Source organism: Amedibacterium intestinale (assembly GCF_010537335.1).
In the GTDB taxonomy this organism is placed as follows: Bacteria; Bacillota_I; Bacilli_A; order Erysipelotrichales; family Erysipelotrichaceae; genus Amedibacterium; species Amedibacterium intestinale.
On the sequence record NZ_AP019711.1, the window covers coordinates 614,770 to 630,028 of the forward strand.

16 protein-coding genes are annotated in these 15,259 nt (G+C 33.0%); 15 read left to right on the forward strand and 1 reads right to left on the reverse strand.

From position 1 onward, the window contains the following. The first annotated feature begins 5 nt into the window (after positions 1-5). From A9CBEGH2_RS03110 to rpsU, 12 genes are all read left to right on the forward strand, one after another. Complete coding sequence (locus A9CBEGH2_RS03110) at positions 6-977, forward strand: D-alanyl-D-alanine carboxypeptidase family protein (RefSeq protein WP_163104246.1); 972 nt, start codon at positions 6-8, stop codon at positions 975-977. Then, on the forward strand, positions 974-1,546 hold the full coding sequence (locus tag A9CBEGH2_RS03115; protein ID WP_115714760.1) for a nucleoside recognition domain-containing protein: 573 nt from the start codon (positions 974-976) through the stop codon (positions 1,544-1,546). The genes A9CBEGH2_RS03110 and A9CBEGH2_RS03115 overlap by 4 nt, the downstream gene beginning before the upstream one ends. Further along, positions 1,539-2,051: a spore maturation protein gene (locus A9CBEGH2_RS03120; RefSeq protein ID WP_115714761.1), complete on the forward strand. Its 513-nt coding sequence runs from the start codon at positions 1,539-1,541 to the stop codon at positions 2,049-2,051. Before A9CBEGH2_RS03115 ends, A9CBEGH2_RS03120 begins: the two co-directional genes overlap by 8 nt. Before the next feature lie 197 nt (positions 2,052-2,248). Beyond that, on the forward strand, positions 2,249-4,477 hold the full coding sequence (locus tag A9CBEGH2_RS03125; protein WP_163104247.1) for a bifunctional diguanylate cyclase/phosphodiesterase: 2,229 nt from the start codon (positions 2,249-2,251) through the stop codon (positions 4,475-4,477). Between the two features lie 343 nt (positions 4,478-4,820). Beyond that, entirely contained in the window at positions 4,821-5,558 is a 738-nt protein-coding gene (locus tag A9CBEGH2_RS03130) for a pseudouridine synthase (RefSeq protein WP_115714763.1), read from the forward strand. A 131-nt stretch (positions 5,559-5,689) separates the two neighbouring features. After that, the gene (locus tag A9CBEGH2_RS03135) at positions 5,690-6,631 is read left to right on the forward strand and encodes an ABC transporter ATP-binding protein (protein WP_118277181.1); all 942 of its coding nucleotides are present in this window, start codon (positions 5,690-5,692) and stop codon (positions 6,629-6,631) included. Beyond that, complete coding sequence (locus tag A9CBEGH2_RS03140) at positions 6,600-7,502, forward strand: ABC transporter permease (RefSeq protein WP_115714765.1); 903 nt, start codon at positions 6,600-6,602, stop codon at positions 7,500-7,502. The genes A9CBEGH2_RS03135 and A9CBEGH2_RS03140 overlap by 32 nt, the downstream gene beginning before the upstream one ends. Positions 7,503-7,699: 197 nt before the next feature. Continuing rightward, positions 7,700-8,473, forward strand: coding sequence for a 16S rRNA (uracil(1498)-N(3))-methyltransferase (locus tag A9CBEGH2_RS03145; RefSeq protein WP_118277182.1), 774 nt, complete (start codon positions 7,700-7,702; stop codon positions 8,471-8,473). Next, the gene (locus A9CBEGH2_RS03150) at positions 8,445-9,224 is read left to right on the forward strand and encodes a hypothetical protein (RefSeq protein WP_115714767.1); all 780 of its coding nucleotides are present in this window, start codon (positions 8,445-8,447) and stop codon (positions 9,222-9,224) included. The genes A9CBEGH2_RS03145 and A9CBEGH2_RS03150 overlap by 29 nt, the downstream gene beginning before the upstream one ends. A 4-nt stretch (positions 9,225-9,228) precedes the next feature. Next, positions 9,229-10,536, forward strand: coding sequence for a tRNA (N(6)-L-threonylcarbamoyladenosine(37)-C(2))-methylthiotransferase MtaB (gene mtaB / locus A9CBEGH2_RS03155; protein WP_118277183.1), 1,308 nt, complete (start codon positions 9,229-9,231; stop codon positions 10,534-10,536). Next, positions 10,536-11,987: a UDP-N-acetylmuramoyl-L-alanyl-D-glutamate--2,6-diaminopimelate ligase gene (locus A9CBEGH2_RS03160; RefSeq protein WP_118277184.1), complete on the forward strand. Its 1,452-nt coding sequence runs from the start codon at positions 10,536-10,538 to the stop codon at positions 11,985-11,987. Before mtaB ends, A9CBEGH2_RS03160 begins: the two co-directional genes overlap by 1 nt. A gap of 123 nt (positions 11,988-12,110) precedes the next feature. Continuing rightward, positions 12,111-12,290: a 30S ribosomal protein S21 gene (gene rpsU / locus A9CBEGH2_RS03165; RefSeq protein WP_002609166.1), complete on the forward strand. Its 180-nt coding sequence runs from the start codon at positions 12,111-12,113 to the stop codon at positions 12,288-12,290. 303 nt (positions 12,291-12,593) lie between these two features. On the opposite strand, the gene A9CBEGH2_RS03170 is transcribed toward rpsU, so the two are convergent. Continuing rightward, positions 12,594-13,355 carry a DeoR/GlpR family DNA-binding transcription regulator gene (locus A9CBEGH2_RS03170; RefSeq protein WP_456298103.1) on the reverse strand — a complete coding sequence of 254 codons (762 nt, stop codon included), beginning with the start codon at positions 13,353-13,355 and terminating at the stop codon, positions 12,594-12,596. A 200-nt stretch (positions 13,356-13,555) separates the two neighbouring features. Between A9CBEGH2_RS03170 and hxlA the strand changes: the two genes are divergently transcribed. From hxlA to A9CBEGH2_RS03185, 3 genes are read left to right on the forward strand one after another with little or no spacing between them, the layout of a single operon-like run. Then, positions 13,556-14,182, forward strand: a complete 627-nt coding sequence (gene hxlA, locus A9CBEGH2_RS03175) for a 3-hexulose-6-phosphate synthase (RefSeq protein WP_118277186.1) — start codon at positions 13,556-13,558, stop codon at positions 14,180-14,182. A 12-nt stretch (positions 14,183-14,194) separates the two neighbouring features. Next, positions 14,195-14,755: a 6-phospho-3-hexuloisomerase gene (hxlB, locus tag A9CBEGH2_RS03180; protein ID WP_163104248.1), complete on the forward strand. Its 561-nt coding sequence runs from the start codon at positions 14,195-14,197 to the stop codon at positions 14,753-14,755. Between the two features lie 4 nt (positions 14,756-14,759). After that, complete coding sequence (locus A9CBEGH2_RS03185) at positions 14,760-15,116, forward strand: cupin domain-containing protein (RefSeq protein ID WP_115714792.1); 357 nt, start codon at positions 14,760-14,762, stop codon at positions 15,114-15,116. The last annotated feature ends 143 nt before the right edge of the window (positions 15,117-15,259 follow it).

A 15,259-nucleotide genomic window follows, 5' to 3' on the forward strand; every position in this document is an offset into this window, starting at 1 on the left:
ATATGATGAAAATACTGGTAAGTATAGTAGTTAGTATTTTGTTCATTTGTTCAAGTATATCTGCAGATTCTTATTGTGTCATGAGTGGGGAAGATGGAAACATTATCGAAGAAAAGGACATGCATAAACAGCAAAGTGTTGCCAGTATTTCAAAGATCATGACGGCAATTATTGTGATAGAGAATGGAAATTTATATGATACATGGAAATGCAGCGATGCGATTGATAAAGCTTATGGTTCTATGTTGTATTTGAAAAAAGGACAAGAGGTATCTGTTGAAATGCTGCTGTATGGCTTGCTGCTTAGAAGTGGGAATGATGTAGCAGTAGAACTGGCACACCATGAATCTGGAAGTATAGAAGCCTTTGTAGATAGGATGAATAAAAAGGCAAAAGATATAGGTATGTTAAATACGGTATTTAAAAATCCAAGCGGACTTGATGAAGAAGATGGAGGAAATCTTTCAACAGCTTATGATATGGCGATACTTATGCGCTATGCAATACAAAATCCAGTCTTTGTGAAAATTAGTTCTAGTAAATATTATAAAACAAAAGAAAATGGGACATGGAAGAATAAAAATCGACTGCTGTTTGAATATCCGTTTACAATAAGCGGGAAAACAGGATTTACGAAAAAGGCAGGAAGAACCTTGGTAAGTGCTGCAAGTTACAATGATATGCACAGTATTGTTGTTACATTAAATAAAGGAGATGATTTTGCCTTTCATGAAGAGAAACATACTGCTTTTTTAAATGACTACAAAAATCTGGAAGTGCTAGAAAAAGGTACGTATCGTATTCTAGGAAGGAATTATACAGTAGATGAAGCAATTTCCATGAATTTAAAAAAAGATACAAAAGAACAAATAGAAACCTTTTCTTATATTGATAAGAAAAAATTATATGTAGAAGTACTTCAGAAAGGGAATGAGCAGGTGTTTTCTTATATGGCAGGCAAAGGAGTTAGAAAATGAATATAGTATGGATGGGAATGCTTTTATTATCTTTTGCTGTAGCGTTATATCATGGGGATGTTGAAGTATTAAATCATGTGTTTATGGAAGTAGGAAAGGACACTTTTGATTTTGTGCTGCCATTGTTATGTGTAACTGCTTTTTGGAATGGTATTTTGTATATTGCAAAGGATGCAGGTATTTTATTGTTTCTAGAAAAACTCATGCATCCCTTGTTAAGACGTTTATTCCCAGATATAAAAGAAGATCGTCAAACACTAGGTTATATTGCCAGCAATGTGGTTGTGAATATGGTAGGACTTGGTTCGGCTGCTACACCTATGGGCTTAAAAGCAATGGAAGGTATGCAGAAGCATAATCATGATAAAACAAAAGCTACACGATCTATGGTTACATTTCTTGTATTAAATACAGCAGGTGTAACCCTTTTATCAACGACACTACTTGCGATACGATCAAATTTTCATTCTCAAAACCCTGCTTCCTTTATGCCTTATGCCATCATCGCCACCTGTTTTGCATCTTTTGCCGGTTTGTTGATGGATCGATGGAGAAACTATCATGAGTAAGAGTATTTATATACTTCCTATCATCGTCATTGTTATCCTGCTTATTGCTTTTTTCAAAAGGATAAATGCATATCATTCATTTACATGTGGAGTACAAGATGGAATTCGACTGTTTATTGAAATATATCCAGCTATGCTTGCTATGATGTTTGCGATTTCCATGCTGGAAGAAAGTGGACTAATGGATATGGCAGGCAGCTTTTTTTCTAATCTAATTCCTTCAATTCCTAAAGATATATGGCCAATGATCTTCTTTCGGCCGATATCGGGAAATGCTTCTTTAGCAATACTTTCTCATATATTTGAAGAAAATGGTCCGGATTCTTTGGCAGGTATGATGGCAAGTATTTTACAGGGTTCTACAGATACTACATTTTATGTGATTACCTTATATTATTCCAGTGTAGGAATTTCAAAAATAAAGAATTCTTTAAGCATTGGTTTGTTCGCAGATTTTGCAGGAATCAGCATGGCAATTTTACTGGCACTGTATTTCTTTAAATAAAAGCAATGAATTAATGATAAATGAATTGAATTAAAAATAGAAAGTGTTATATTTAAGTTGTAAAGAAATAATGATGTTTAATAATTAAGTTTTTTATAATAAAGAACAATATCGACGAATAATGCAGCAAGTAAATCTTCCATTATACAATCAATTTGATTTTTAATTGATGATTAAAAAAGAATGGTGGCTAGAATATGAAAAAACACAAGAGAATTATTTTTTTGGTTATATTGAGTATTATGGGATTAGTTAATGCATTATTATTATTCAACAAATATATTGATAACAAACTGGAATCCCAGCTCATGACTTCTTTGGAAAATTTATCACAACAAAACGTTGTTATTATAAACCACCAGATTGAGGATAAGTTTTCTTTGCTTCAAATGTTCACAAATGAGGTAGGGGATAAGAAAAACTATGATATTGTTCAAAATCATAAAAAAGTAGAGAAACTATCTCAAATTTTCGGCTTTCGATTGGTCGGTATTGCTTTGCCTGATGGAACCGCATATACAAGTTACAAAAAAGTCGTAGATGTTAGTCAGCGCAGGTATTTTCAAGAGAGTATGAAAGGTAAAAACTATGTAAGTGAACCATTAGATGATATTTATGATCCTAATGTAAAAATAAATGTATACAGTGTTCCCATCTATGATGAGTACAAAAATATAAAAGGTGTTTTTTTTACAACTTATAAGAATGAAGATTTTAAGAAATTTTTACGAATTTCATCTTATAATGGGAAAGGCTATTCTTATATTTTAGATTCAAAGGGAAATGTTATCTCAGATTCTCCACAGGCGCAGATTTATGGTACAAAAAATATGTTTAAAACGCTTGAAAAATATAGTGAAAATAAGGAAATTGTCAACCAAATGAAAAAAGACTTTCAAAATGGACAAGGAGGGGAGATCAGCTACAACTACAAAGGTTATAAATATGCCAATTATGCACCACTTAACATCAATGACTGGTGGTGTGTGACGATTGTTCCAAAAAATGTATTGGAACAACGAATTTTACCTATTAGTTATGGTGTTATCGCAATCTGTATAGCAATCTTTATAGTATCATTAGGTGTGATTGCTTATATAGTATTAAAACAAAATAAATATCAAAGCCATTTAAAGAAAATTGCTTACTATGACAAATTAACTGAAATCCATAATAAAGCCTATCTTGAAGAGAAACTTACCCAAAATATAAATGCAAATACAGAGAAGAAGAGTGCTTTAGTTATTTACAATATACGCAAATTTAAAATGATTAATGAGATATATGGTACTGGGGCAGGTGATTATATTCTAAAGAGTTTTGCGAATAGTCTAAAACAATATAAAACAAATGAATTAGAAATTGTTGTTCGTGGATATGGAGATGAATTTGCTGTATTATATTTCTATAATCATAAAGAAGAGCTGGAGAAAAGGATTCAATCAATATTGGCAATAAATAAACATATTCAATATTTAAGTTATCCGATTGATTTATCTTTTGCAGTTGGTATTTATGAAATAAAAAACATGAATTGTATGTTTGAACGAATATATAATTACGCCAGTATTGCGAAAAATGAAAATAAAGAAAGACAAGATTTGTTCACTTACTATTGTGATGAGCTTGGCAATGAACAAATAACAATCAAACGAAAAGAAGATGCTATTAAAAAAGGAATTGAGAATAAGGAATTTAAAGCATGGTTTCAACCTAAATTTGATGCAAAAAGCAAAAAAATTACAGGTATGGAAGCTTTAGCTCGATGGGAAAAAGAGGATGGCAGCATATTATTACCAAATTATTTTATTTCATTAAGTGAGAAAATCCGATTAATACAAGATATTGATGAGCTGGTTTTTATTGATGTCTGTAAAAAAATAAAACAATGGGAGCTGCAAGGATTGTCGATTTTACCAGTTTCAGTTAATTTATCACAAGCATATTTAAATGGATTAAGTGCATTGAATCATCTTAAAAAGATAATGGATGAATATGGTGTGTCGAGTGAATTCATTCAATTAGAAATTACTGAGAGCTACATGATAGATAATGAAGAGTCATTAAATTTGGCTGTTACTAAGATGCATGAGTATGGCTTTAAAGTTTTATTAGATGATTTTGGTGTAGGATACTCTTCATTGATGTCAATACATTCATTAGATTTTGATATTCTTAAGATTGATAAGAGTTTTGTTGATGCTATTGGAACTGCATCTGGAAATGCGATTATTCAGTATACGATTCAATTAGGGAAAAAATTGGATATGAAAATTGTTGTTGAGGGAGTAGAAACAAAAGAGCAATACGAATTCCTAAAAATATGTGGATGTGATGAAATACAAGGATATTATTTTGCAAAGCCACAAACATTTTATGAAATTAGTAAAATTTTGATGCTTAAAAAGGAAAACATTTCATATTGAAAATGAACTCTATACAGAGTGAATAAAGGGTTAAGTTAAAAAATCCTATGAGGAAGAAAACATATTTTTGATAGATATTTTTGTGGATTTCTCAAGATATGAACTTGCCTACTGAAAAAAAGCATGGAAAATTCGTTCATTACTTCAAATAAATAAGAGACTTTCAATTAGCTTAATTATACATATTCATTTTAAATTGGATTAAAAATTATTTTGTCAAGAATATAGATTTATTGAAAACTTTACCAAAAGTAAAAGGCTGGCACTGTATTTCTTTAAATAATGCTTGCAAAGTTATAGATTTCATGTAAAATAACGTACGAGATAACAGGATGGTGATCATATGGAAAGGTTACAGAAAGTAATTGCACAGGCAGGAATTGCTTCTCGTCGTAAAGCAGAAGAGATGATTGCGGCAGGCAGGGTTCGTGTAAATGGTGAAATCGTAAGTGAAATGGGATATAAGGTAAAACGTGGAGACTATATTGAAGTAGATGGTAATCCAATTGAAAAAGAAAACAAAGTATATTTTCTGATGAACAAGCCGAAGAAAACAATGTGTACCAGCAACGATGAATTTGGCAGACAGACAGTTGTAGATCTGATTGATTGCAAAGAAAGAATTTTCACAGTAGGACGTTTGGATTATGATACAAGTGGTTTGCTTCTGTTAACAAATGATGGAGAATTTGCGAATGAAATCATTCATCCCCGCTACCATATTCCAAAAGTATATAATTTAACGATCAACGGTATTTTGACAGGAGAAGATAAAAAGAAAATCAAGGAAGGAATTGTTCTTGATGATGGTATCAAAACACTTCCTGCAAAATATAAAATGACAGAAATTGATAAAGAAAAAAATCAGTGCAGTTTAGATTTGACAATTTATGAAGGAAGAAATCGTCAAATTAAACGTATGATGGAATCTTTAGGGTATGAAGTGCGCCGTTTACATCGCAAAGAGCTGGCTTTCTTAAAATGCAGTGACTTAAAACAGGGAGAATATCGAAAATTAAAACCATTTGAAGTACAGCAGTTAAGAAGTCTTTCACAAAAAGGGGTACTAAAAAATAAATAACATAAATAGGATAGAAAGGTTTGTGTCATGCAAACCTTTTTGAATATCAAAAAAAAACTTGACGAATAGCAAAGGAATGATATGATGAAGTTATAAATAAAGGTGCAGCTATATAGAAAAAGGGAGTACTTATGAAACATTGTATTGAAATCCAGCATTTAAAAAAATCTTTTGGAGATATTCATGCAGTTGATGATATTAGCTTTCATGTGAAGGAAGGAGAGCTGTTTGCGTTTCTTGGGATAAATGGGGCAGGAAAGTCAACAACCATTCATATGATTTGTGGACAGCTTCGTAAGGACAGTGGAAGTATTATCGTCGATGGCTATGATTTAGAACAGGATATGAACAAGATGAAACAATCCATTGGAATCGTGTTTCAAAATAGTGTGCTGGACAGTGCATTAAGTGTTTATGATAATTTGGAAAGTCGTGCAGCATTATATGGTATTTATGGAAAAGAATTTCAAATGCGATTAAAGGAACTTGCGAAACTTTTAGATTTTGAAGATTTGTTGAAACGAACATTAGGGAAATTATCTGGAGGACAGCGCAGAAGAATTGATATTGCCCGTGCTTTGCTGCATAAACCAAAGCTTTTGATTTTAGATGAGCCAACAACAGGGCTTGATCCACAAACAAGAAAACTGTTATGGAAGGTTATTCGTGATTTGCAGAAAAAAGAAAATATGAGTGTCTTTCTTACGACACATTATATGGAAGAGGCTGCAGAGGCGGATTATGTTGTGATTTTGGATAAAGGTAAAATTCTTGCGGAAGGAACACCACTGCAGTTAAAAAGCACCTATACGAAAGATTGCATTACACTTTATGATACGAGTGAAGAAGAAGTTCAAATGCTTGCACATCCTTATATAAAGCTTCGTGATGCGTATAAAATAGAAATAGAAAATACGCAGGAAGCTACAAAATTAATTATGCAGTATCCACATGTTTTTCATGATTATGAAATTTCGAAAGGAAATATGGATGATGTTTTTCTTGCGGTTACAGGAAAACAGCTGATGGGCGGTGATGAGTATGAAGATGTTAAGAATTCTGATAAAACGTAATATCAAATTGTTTTTCAAAGATAAAGGTATGTTTTTTACATCCTTGATTACACCAATCGTTTTGCTGGTACTGTATACGACATTTTTAGGAAATGTATATCGTGATAGTTTTTTGTCTGCTGCTCCAAAAGGGATGGAGTTTTCTGAATCACTTGTGAACGGATTTGTAGGAGGACAGCTTGTTTCTTCGATTCTTGCCGTATCCTGTGTGTCGGTAGCATTTTGTGCCAATATGATCATGGTACAGGACAAAGTAAATGGAAGCATTCATGATTTAATGATAACGCCGGTGAAACCATCTGTTCTTGCGTTTGGATATTATCTTGCAAATTTTATTACGACTCTTTTGGTTTCTTTCTGTGCTGTAATAGCTGGGCTTATCTTTATGGCAGTAACAGGCTGGTATATGAGTGTTGCAGATATTTTTGGGTTATTTTTGGATGTTGTGCTGCTTACAATGTTTGGAACAGCGATATCCAGTGTTGTCAGTTTCTGCTTGAAATCACAGGGGCAAATTTCTGCAGTCAGTGCAATTATCAGTGCAGGATATGGATTTTTATGTGGAGCTTACATGCCTATCTCTCAGCTTTCAAAAGGAGTACAGTATGTTATTTCTTTTTTGCCAGGTACCTATGGAACTTCCTTGGTGCGAAATCATGCAATGCATGGGGTTTTTGAAGAAATGAAGGCGCAGGCAGTACCAGATAAAGTTATACAGTCTTTACAAGATGCGATAGACTGTAATTTGTATTTTTTTGATCATAAAGTTTCTATGGAAATGATGTATGCAGTCTTAATTGGCTTTATCATATTGCTTATTGGATTGTATATCATTATGAATATTAGAAAAGAAAAACATTTAGTGAAGTAAGAAATAAATGATTATGGGCATCTTTTGCTGATGCCTTTTTTGTAATCAAGTTTAGAAAAGATTTATTAAAATTCATGAGGAAATGACTTGTATAGAATAGGGAGGAAGCGTATAATCATACCAGCTCTTTCGTAGGAAATGCTTTTTCAATTGTAAGGATTATATTTTTGTAGTATGATGTATGAGGTGATTTTTATATGCAGCAGTATTTTTTAATGAAATCTATACAAATAAATGATGTCTTAGAGATGGATAAAGAACAGTCACATCATATCGCAAATGTTATGCGTATGAAACCGGAGGAGAAAATTCGAATAGCGGATGGCTTTGGTCATGTATATCTGGCACATGTGATGTTTAAAAATAAAAAGGTGTTTGCTGTTGTAGATGAAGAAATAGTAGATATTACATTGCCTAACATTTCTATCACCTTGGCACAGGGACTCATTAAAAAAGAAAAATGGGATTTTTTATTACAGAAATGTGCGGAACTAGGTGTTAGTCGAATTTTGCCGTTTGTAAGTTCTCGCTGTGTAGTAAAAGCAAAAGAGGATCGGCAGGATAAGAAAAAAGAAAGATGGAATAAAATTTTACTGGAAGCTTGTGAACAGTGTAAACGTTCTACCCTTGTAGAATTAGAAGATACATGTTCTTTTTCTGCTTTGAAAAATGAAGAAGCGGATTTAAAATTAATTGCTTATGAAAATGCAGATCGTGTTTCCTGTAAACTTAGTGATATTGTAAAGCAGCATCCCAATGCGAAAAGTGCAGTTGTAGTTATTGGCTGTGAAGGTGGTTTTTCTTTAGAAGAAGTAGAAGAATTAGAACATGCAGGCTATCAGCGTGTTTCTTTGGGTTCTAGAATCCTTCGTGCAGAAACAGCTGCAATGTCAATGATAGATCGTATAGGATTCTACTATGATGAAATGGCAGGTGAACTTCATGCAAAACATGGAGATGATTCTGAATAGAGCATATGATAAACCATTTTATAAAACAAAGACTTATCGTAAAGCTGTGAAGAAAATGGATCGTTTTTTGAAACCATATGATATACTGGTTGAGGGAAAAAGTGATGTAGATTGTTTTGAAAAAGAAATTATTTTTCATTCTTTAAAAACAAAACAGCAGTTTGAAGATGTGTTTTTTGATACATATGTATCTATGTATGATTACTGGTATGATTTAACATATCAGGAAAGAAAAAAACAAATGAATATGGAGATAGAAAAGCTAATGGCAAAACTTCCATATTTTATGAGTAAAGGGCAGCGTATTTTTTTGCCATGTTTTGATGAACGATTTAACAATTTATATACGGATGAAATCGTATTGCTTGATTTAAAACAATATCATCGCTATATTCGTACATGCCATCAGGAAATCAAGCTTCATCCTTATGGTGCCCAATGTTATAAAAACGATTTTTCTTCTGCTGAAGTTTTGTTTCAAAAAGATGGTGATTTTGTTTTGTATCACCCTTTGATGCATCGTTTTTATGTAAACAAAAATAATACATGGGCAAAGGTTTTATCTTTTGATCCCAAAAAAGAATGTAGTGAAGAAGCTTTGCGAAAACTTGCAGTTTCTATTTTTTATGATGAAGAAGATACTGTCATCAATATTCTTCTAAAAGAAGAATTGGTGGGTAAAAAAATAAAAAGAAGGCTGGAAAAATACCAGCGAAAGAAACAGAAAAAATTAAAGAAAGAAAAGGAGTAGGAATATGACAACCTTTGCGTTAGCAACTCTTGGGTGCAAAGTGAATACTTATGAATCTCAAGGTTATGAAAGTGCATTAATAGAAAGAGGATATACAGAGGTTTCTTTTAAAGAAAAGGCGGATATTTATATTATTAATACATGTGCAGTTACAAACACTGCAAGCAGTAAGTCTCGTCAAAAAATTCATGCGGCAATTGCATTGAATCCAGATGCATTGATTGTTGTTGTTGGATGCTACGTACAGACGGCATTTGATGCGTTAAATACAATGGAACATGTTGATATCTTAGTCGGCAGTGAAGGAAAAAGCCAGCTTGCAGATATGATAGAGGATGCTTTAAAAGATCATCGTCCTCGCAAAGTTATTCAGGAAGCTCGTGCTCCGCGTGCTTTTGAAGCAATTCCGGTTCATCGATTCGAACATCAGACACGTGCATTTTTAAAAATTCAGGATGGATGTAACCAGTTTTGCAGTTACTGTATTATTCCATATGCTAGAGGACAGGAAAGATCACTTGCAGAGGATGAAGTGCTGCAAAGTGCACAAGAGCTGGTAAATAATGGACATTTAGAAATCGTATTAAGTGGTATTCATACGGGTAGATATGGAAATGGATTGAATACAAATTTAACGCATTTGTTAAAACGTATGTGTGAGGAAGTAACAGGATTAAAACGCATTCGTATCTCAAGTATCGAAATGAATGAGATTAGTGATGAGCTTTTGGAATTGATGAAGAGTGAAGAAAAAATTGCTAGACATCTGCATATTCCTATTCAATCTGCCAATAATGAAGTATTGAGAAATATGAATCGCCCATATAATGTTGAATGGTTTAAAGAGCGTGTACAGAAGATAAGGGAAACGGTTGGAGATATCAGCATCTCTACAGATGTTATTGTTGGTTTTCCGCAGGAAAGCGAAGAACAGTTTGCAGATACATGTAATAATCTTAAAGATATGCAGTTAAGTTTTATGCATATCTTCCCATATTCAAAAAGAGATCATACAAAAGCTGCTGAAATGAGCGGACATATTGAAAATAAGATGAAGAAAGAACGCGCATCAAGACTTGCGAAAATCTCAAAAGAGTTATATACTGCTTATAAACAAAAATTCATTGGGAAACATGTTTCCGTTTTGTTTGAAAAGGAAAAAGATGGATATTTATTTGGACATACAAGTGAGTATTTGGAAATTTACTGCAAAGCAGATAAAGCTTTTTTACATACGATTCAAGAGGTTTGTGTTGTATCTTATGATGAAGAATTGGATCGTCTTATTGCGGTTGGCAAGGAGGAGATTTGATGAAATTATCCCAGTTGTTTGAAAATGCACCAGATATGGAAATAGAAGGTCTGTGTCTGGATTCAAGACTAGCAAAAGAAAATGATATGTATTTCTGTATGGAAGGAATCGTGCATGATGGACATGATTTTATTGATGATGTTCTAGATAAAGGTGTCAAATGTATTGTGCATTCCAAAGAATTATCAAACATGCGAAAAGGTGTAGCATACATTAAAGTAGAAAATGTAAATCGTACACTGAATTCAGTCGCAAGTCGTTTTTATGGTAATCCCAGCAAAAAAATGAAGGTGTTTGGAGTTACTGGTACAAATGGAAAAAGTTCTGTAACAAATATCATACAGGATGTATATTCTCATTTTCATCCATGCGGATATATCGGTACGATTTCTATTCGTTATGGAAATGTTACATTACCACCAAATTTAACTACACCAGACCCTATTATACTGCACCATGCAATGCATGATATGGTAGAGAATGGGATGGAAGCAGTGGCTTTGGAAGTAAGTTCTCATGGATTGGAACTTGGAAGAGTGCAAAGTGTCGATTTTGATATTGCAATCTTTACAAATCTTACATATGATCATTTGGATTTTCATGGAACATTTGAAAATTATTTTGAAGCAAAGAAAAAATTATTTACAAATTTGAAACCAGAAGGAATTGCTGTTTTAAATGCAGATGATGAATATTTTGATAGACTTAAAGATGCAACGAAAGCAAAAGTTGTAACCTATGGAATTCAAAATGATGCAGATTATCATGCGGATAACATCCGTATGGGAACAGATGGTTCCAGCTTTGTTTTAAGATGCAAGGAAGGTACTTTTGAAGTAACTACCAACCTTGTAGCGCTGTATAACATTTATAACCTTTTAGCAGCTGTTGCGGCAATGTGTGAAAGTGGAATAAAGGTGGAAGATATGCTTCCATATCTTGAAACATTAAAGCAGATTGAAGGAAGGCTGGAAAGAATTGATGAAGGACAGCCATTTAATGTTTTTGTAGATTTTGCACATACGCCAGATGGAATGGAAAAAGTATTTGAATATGCAAAAGGGATAACACCTGATAACTGCAGTATTATTGCTGTTTTTGGCTCTGCTGGAAAACGTGATACGAAAAAGCGAAAAGTATTTGGCGAAATTGCTGATCGCTATTGTGACAGCATTATTTTGACAGAAGATGATCCGCGAGATGAAAGCGCAAAAGATATTGCAAATGAAATACGAAGCGGTATAAAAAATACAAACAGTATTTTCATTGAAGATCGCTATGCGGCAATTCGTCAGGCGATTGAAAGTGCAAATGTAAACGATACGGTTTTGATACTTGGAAAAGGTGACGAAGTGTTTATGTATCGTGAATTTGGCAGGGAAGAGTGGATGGGAGATCATAATGTCGCAAGACATTGCATCCGTAAATATACTTTAGGAATAGAAGAATAAAATCTAAAATGTTACTATCGTAAGAAAAAAGGTCAAATATATGATAAAATGCAATATTTTTATTGCATTTTCATGAAGTTTTCAGTATAATTAACTTGCTTGCATCAGAAGGGAGGGTCAGTCATGCCGAAAGTAGTATTAAAAGAAAACGAAGTTCTTGATGACGCACTACGTAGATTCAAACGTCAGGTGTCAAGAAATGGAACCCTTGCTGAAGCTCGCAAAAGAGAGTTTTACGTTAAACCTGGCGTTCGTCGTAAATTGAAGTCAGAAGCTGCACGTAAAGCACGTCGTGGTAAATAAGGGAAAGAGGCTATGCCTCTTTTTTTGTTTTACAGGAAAAGATTTCGGAGTGATAAAATAAAAAGTGCCGAAGGCACTATAAAAACTATAAATAAAGAATATATAAATAGTTAGGATGGCAGAAAATATTGCTGTTGTTCTTATATAAGTGATTTTGTTAGATTTCTAATTCTTCTTATATCTTTGGGCCATCTAGATAGGTATCTTTTATGCGTGAAGCGATTGTTTTATAAAAGAGTTTCTTAAAACTTCATATTTTAGAAAATCAACGCTTCTCTTTTTCTATCTAGAAGTTTATAGGTTTTATGTCTCTGCGATAATTATAGATTTAATCCCTTCTATCCTTTTCTTGTCCTGATTTTTAATGTCATCACAAATAAGATAGTCATAGTCACTACATTTTGCGAAAGTATAGGTTGAATGTTTAGAAAATTTGCTGGAATCACTTAATAATATTTTTTGTGTACTTCTATTTATTACATGCTTTTTTACTTCCATTTCCTCATGTGAGAAAGTGGTAGGACCATCCATAAATCCATCACAGCTCATAAAAGCTGTATCAATAACAATAGAATCAATAATAGCTGTCGTAAATGGGCCTACAAAAGATTTTCCTTGCTTTTGCAGTTTTCCACCAGCAAATAACAATTCATGATTTGTTTCTGATACGATTTGGGCTATTGCAAGAGAGTTTGTCACAATGGTTAATCCCTTTTTTAGTCGCAAATATTTTGCCAAATATAATGTTGTGCTTCCGGGGTCAAGGAAAATAATAGAATTATCTTTTATAAAAGGAAGTGCAGCTTTGGCAATCTTTTGTTTTTCTAAAGAATGCTCTGTTATCTTTATGTCTAAGGGCAATTGATAAAATTCGTTAAGTACTTCTGCACCACCATGGTTTTTAATTAATAATCCTCTATCTTCCATTATGTTTAGATCTTTACGTATCGTCTCCATTGTTACGTGGAAATATTGAGCAAGCTCTTTTACTTTAACTTTTCCGCTGGACACTAGTAAAGAATATATTTCATTTCTCCTTGTTTCTGTATTTTTCGACATAATCATCGTCCTTTCTTTTTTATTGTAAAATAGTTTTATAAAACGTCAATTAAAAATTGGGAATATATTTGTTTTGTTTGGAAATTCATGCATTATTTCTTATAAAACAAAGAAAATTATTTTCTATTTTAAGGAAATACCAAATTTATATTGACGTTAAATATAAAGAAGGATTATGCTAATGACAACAAAGGGAGGATGAAAAAATGAAATTACAGATTGCTTTAGATACATTATCATTGGAAGAATGTATCATATTGTTAGAACAAACAAAGGGAAATGTTGATATTGCAGAAGTAGGAACTCCTTTTATCATTGAAGAAGGAATGCGGCCTGTAAGAGAATTGAAAAAGAGATTTCCTGAAATTGAAATTCTTGCTGATACAAAAATTATGGATGCAGGTGAATTAGAAGCTTCCAGTGCATTTAAAGCGGGTGCTGATATCGTTACAGTTTTAGGCGTCAGCAATGATGAAACGATTTTAGGAGCGATTAAAGCCGCAAAGCAACATGGTGGTAAAATTATGATTGATATGATTGCGGTTAAAAATCTTGTAGAACGTGCAAAAGAGATTGATGCAATGGGAGTGGATTATATTTGCGTTCATACTGCATTTGATGTACAGAAAAGTGGAAAAGATCCGCTAGATGAATTAAAAATGATAAACAAAGTTATCTGCAATGCGAAATCAGCGGTTGCTGGTGGTGTAAAATTATCTACTATTGATGAGATAGTAGAGGAAGGGGCAGAAATCATTGTAGTTGGAGGAGCCATTTGCAATGCAGAAAATAAAAGCGAAACTGCAAAAGAAATGAAAAAACATTTACAATAAGGAGAGAGCGATATGCTATATAAAGAATATGCAAATAAAGTTTTAGATGAATTGCGTCACACATTGACAGCTGTGGATCAGGAAAGCGCAAAAACATTTGTTAATCTTGTTGAAGAGGCAGATGAGGTGTTCTGTGCAGGGGCTGGAAGAAGTGGATTCCAGGTAAAAGGATTTGCTATGCGATTAATGCATATGGGTATTTCCAGTTATGTTGTTGGTGAAACATGTACTCCAAATATTAAAGAGGGAGGGCTATTGGTTATCTGCAGCGGATCTGGTGAGACAAAAAGTTTGGTAAATCATACAAAAAAAGCGAAAGAAATGAACGCAAAAGTTGCGATAATTACAATTAATCCAAAATCAACAATTGCATCACTGGCGGATGTAGTAGTAGAAATCAGTGCACCATCTCCAAAAAGTGAAAAACAGGGAGATGTAGTTTCTATTCAGCCTATGGGTTCTTTGTTTGAACAAAGTGAGGGAATCTTTATGGATATTGCTATTATGATGCTGATGGAAAGAAAAAACATGACGAGTGATACGATGTTTGGACGTCATGCAAATATGGAGTGATATTATGAAGTCCGAAGTAGAAAAGTTTGTAGAAAAACCATGGGGCTATGAGAAATGGATAGCTGTTACGAAAAATTATGCTTTAAAAGAAATCTTTCTAAAAAAAGGATGTCGAACGTCTTTACAGTATCATGAATACAAAGAAGAACATTGCTATGTATTATCTGGGAAAATTTCTATTGAAGAAGATAATGATAAAAAAGAATTAGAAACACATATTTATGTTCCAGGAGATATCGTTCATGCACTTCCTTATTATAAACATCGTTTAACAGCCTTAGAAGATAGTATATTTATAGAGGTAAGTACTCCGTATTTAGATGATGTAATACGTGTAGAAGACGATTTCAATAGGAAATAAAGATATTTTGATATTGAAAAATGGCATTAATAAACTAAAAACTTTTATTGGAAGATAAAGTGTTATAAGATGATGCTTGAATAGTTATTTAAGCAGATAAATAGTTCCTGTTTTAGGGTAGAGAGTATCTCTTCTTGAGGGGG

Bases quoted from the DNA above. Each gene is read 5' to 3' on its own strand.
- A9CBEGH2_RS03110 (WP_163104246.1), top strand. From the start codon at position 6: ATGAAAATACTGGTAAGTATAGTAGTTAGTATTTTGTTCATTTGTTCA.
- A9CBEGH2_RS03115 (WP_115714760.1), top strand. From the start codon at position 974: ATGAATATAGTATGGATGGGAATGCTTTTATTATCTTTTGCTGTAGCG.
- A9CBEGH2_RS03120 (WP_115714761.1), top strand. From the start codon at position 1,539: ATGAGTAAGAGTATTTATATACTTCCTATCATCGTCATTGTTATCCTG.
- A9CBEGH2_RS03125 (WP_163104247.1), top strand. From the start codon at position 2,249: ATGAAAAAACACAAGAGAATTATTTTTTTGGTTATATTGAGTATTATG.
- A9CBEGH2_RS03130 (WP_115714763.1), top strand. From the start codon at position 4,821: ATGGAAAGGTTACAGAAAGTAATTGCACAGGCAGGAATTGCTTCTCGT.
- A9CBEGH2_RS03135 (WP_118277181.1), top strand. From the start codon at position 5,690: ATGAAACATTGTATTGAAATCCAGCATTTAAAAAAATCTTTTGGAGAT.
- A9CBEGH2_RS03140 (WP_115714765.1), top strand. From the start codon at position 6,600: ATGAAGATGTTAAGAATTCTGATAAAACGTAATATCAAATTGTTTTTC.
- A9CBEGH2_RS03145 (WP_118277182.1), top strand. From the start codon at position 7,700: ATGCAGCAGTATTTTTTAATGAAATCTATACAAATAAATGATGTCTTA.
- A9CBEGH2_RS03150 (WP_115714767.1), top strand. From the start codon at position 8,445: ATGCAAAACATGGAGATGATTCTGAATAGAGCATATGATAAACCATTT.
- mtaB (WP_118277183.1), top strand. From the start codon at position 9,229: ATGACAACCTTTGCGTTAGCAACTCTTGGGTGCAAAGTGAATACTTAT.
- A9CBEGH2_RS03160 (WP_118277184.1), top strand. From the start codon at position 10,536: ATGAAATTATCCCAGTTGTTTGAAAATGCACCAGATATGGAAATAGAA.
- rpsU (WP_002609166.1), top strand. From the start codon at position 12,111: ATGCCGAAAGTAGTATTAAAAGAAAACGAAGTTCTTGATGACGCACTA.
- A9CBEGH2_RS03170 (WP_456298103.1), bottom strand. From the start codon at position 13,355: ATGATTATGTCGAAAAATACAGAAACAAGGAGAAATGAAATATATTCT.
- hxlA (WP_118277186.1), top strand. From the start codon at position 13,556: ATGAAATTACAGATTGCTTTAGATACATTATCATTGGAAGAATGTATC.
- hxlB (WP_163104248.1), top strand. From the start codon at position 14,195: ATGCTATATAAAGAATATGCAAATAAAGTTTTAGATGAATTGCGTCAC.
- A9CBEGH2_RS03185 (WP_115714792.1), top strand. From the start codon at position 14,760: ATGAAGTCCGAAGTAGAAAAGTTTGTAGAAAAACCATGGGGCTATGAG.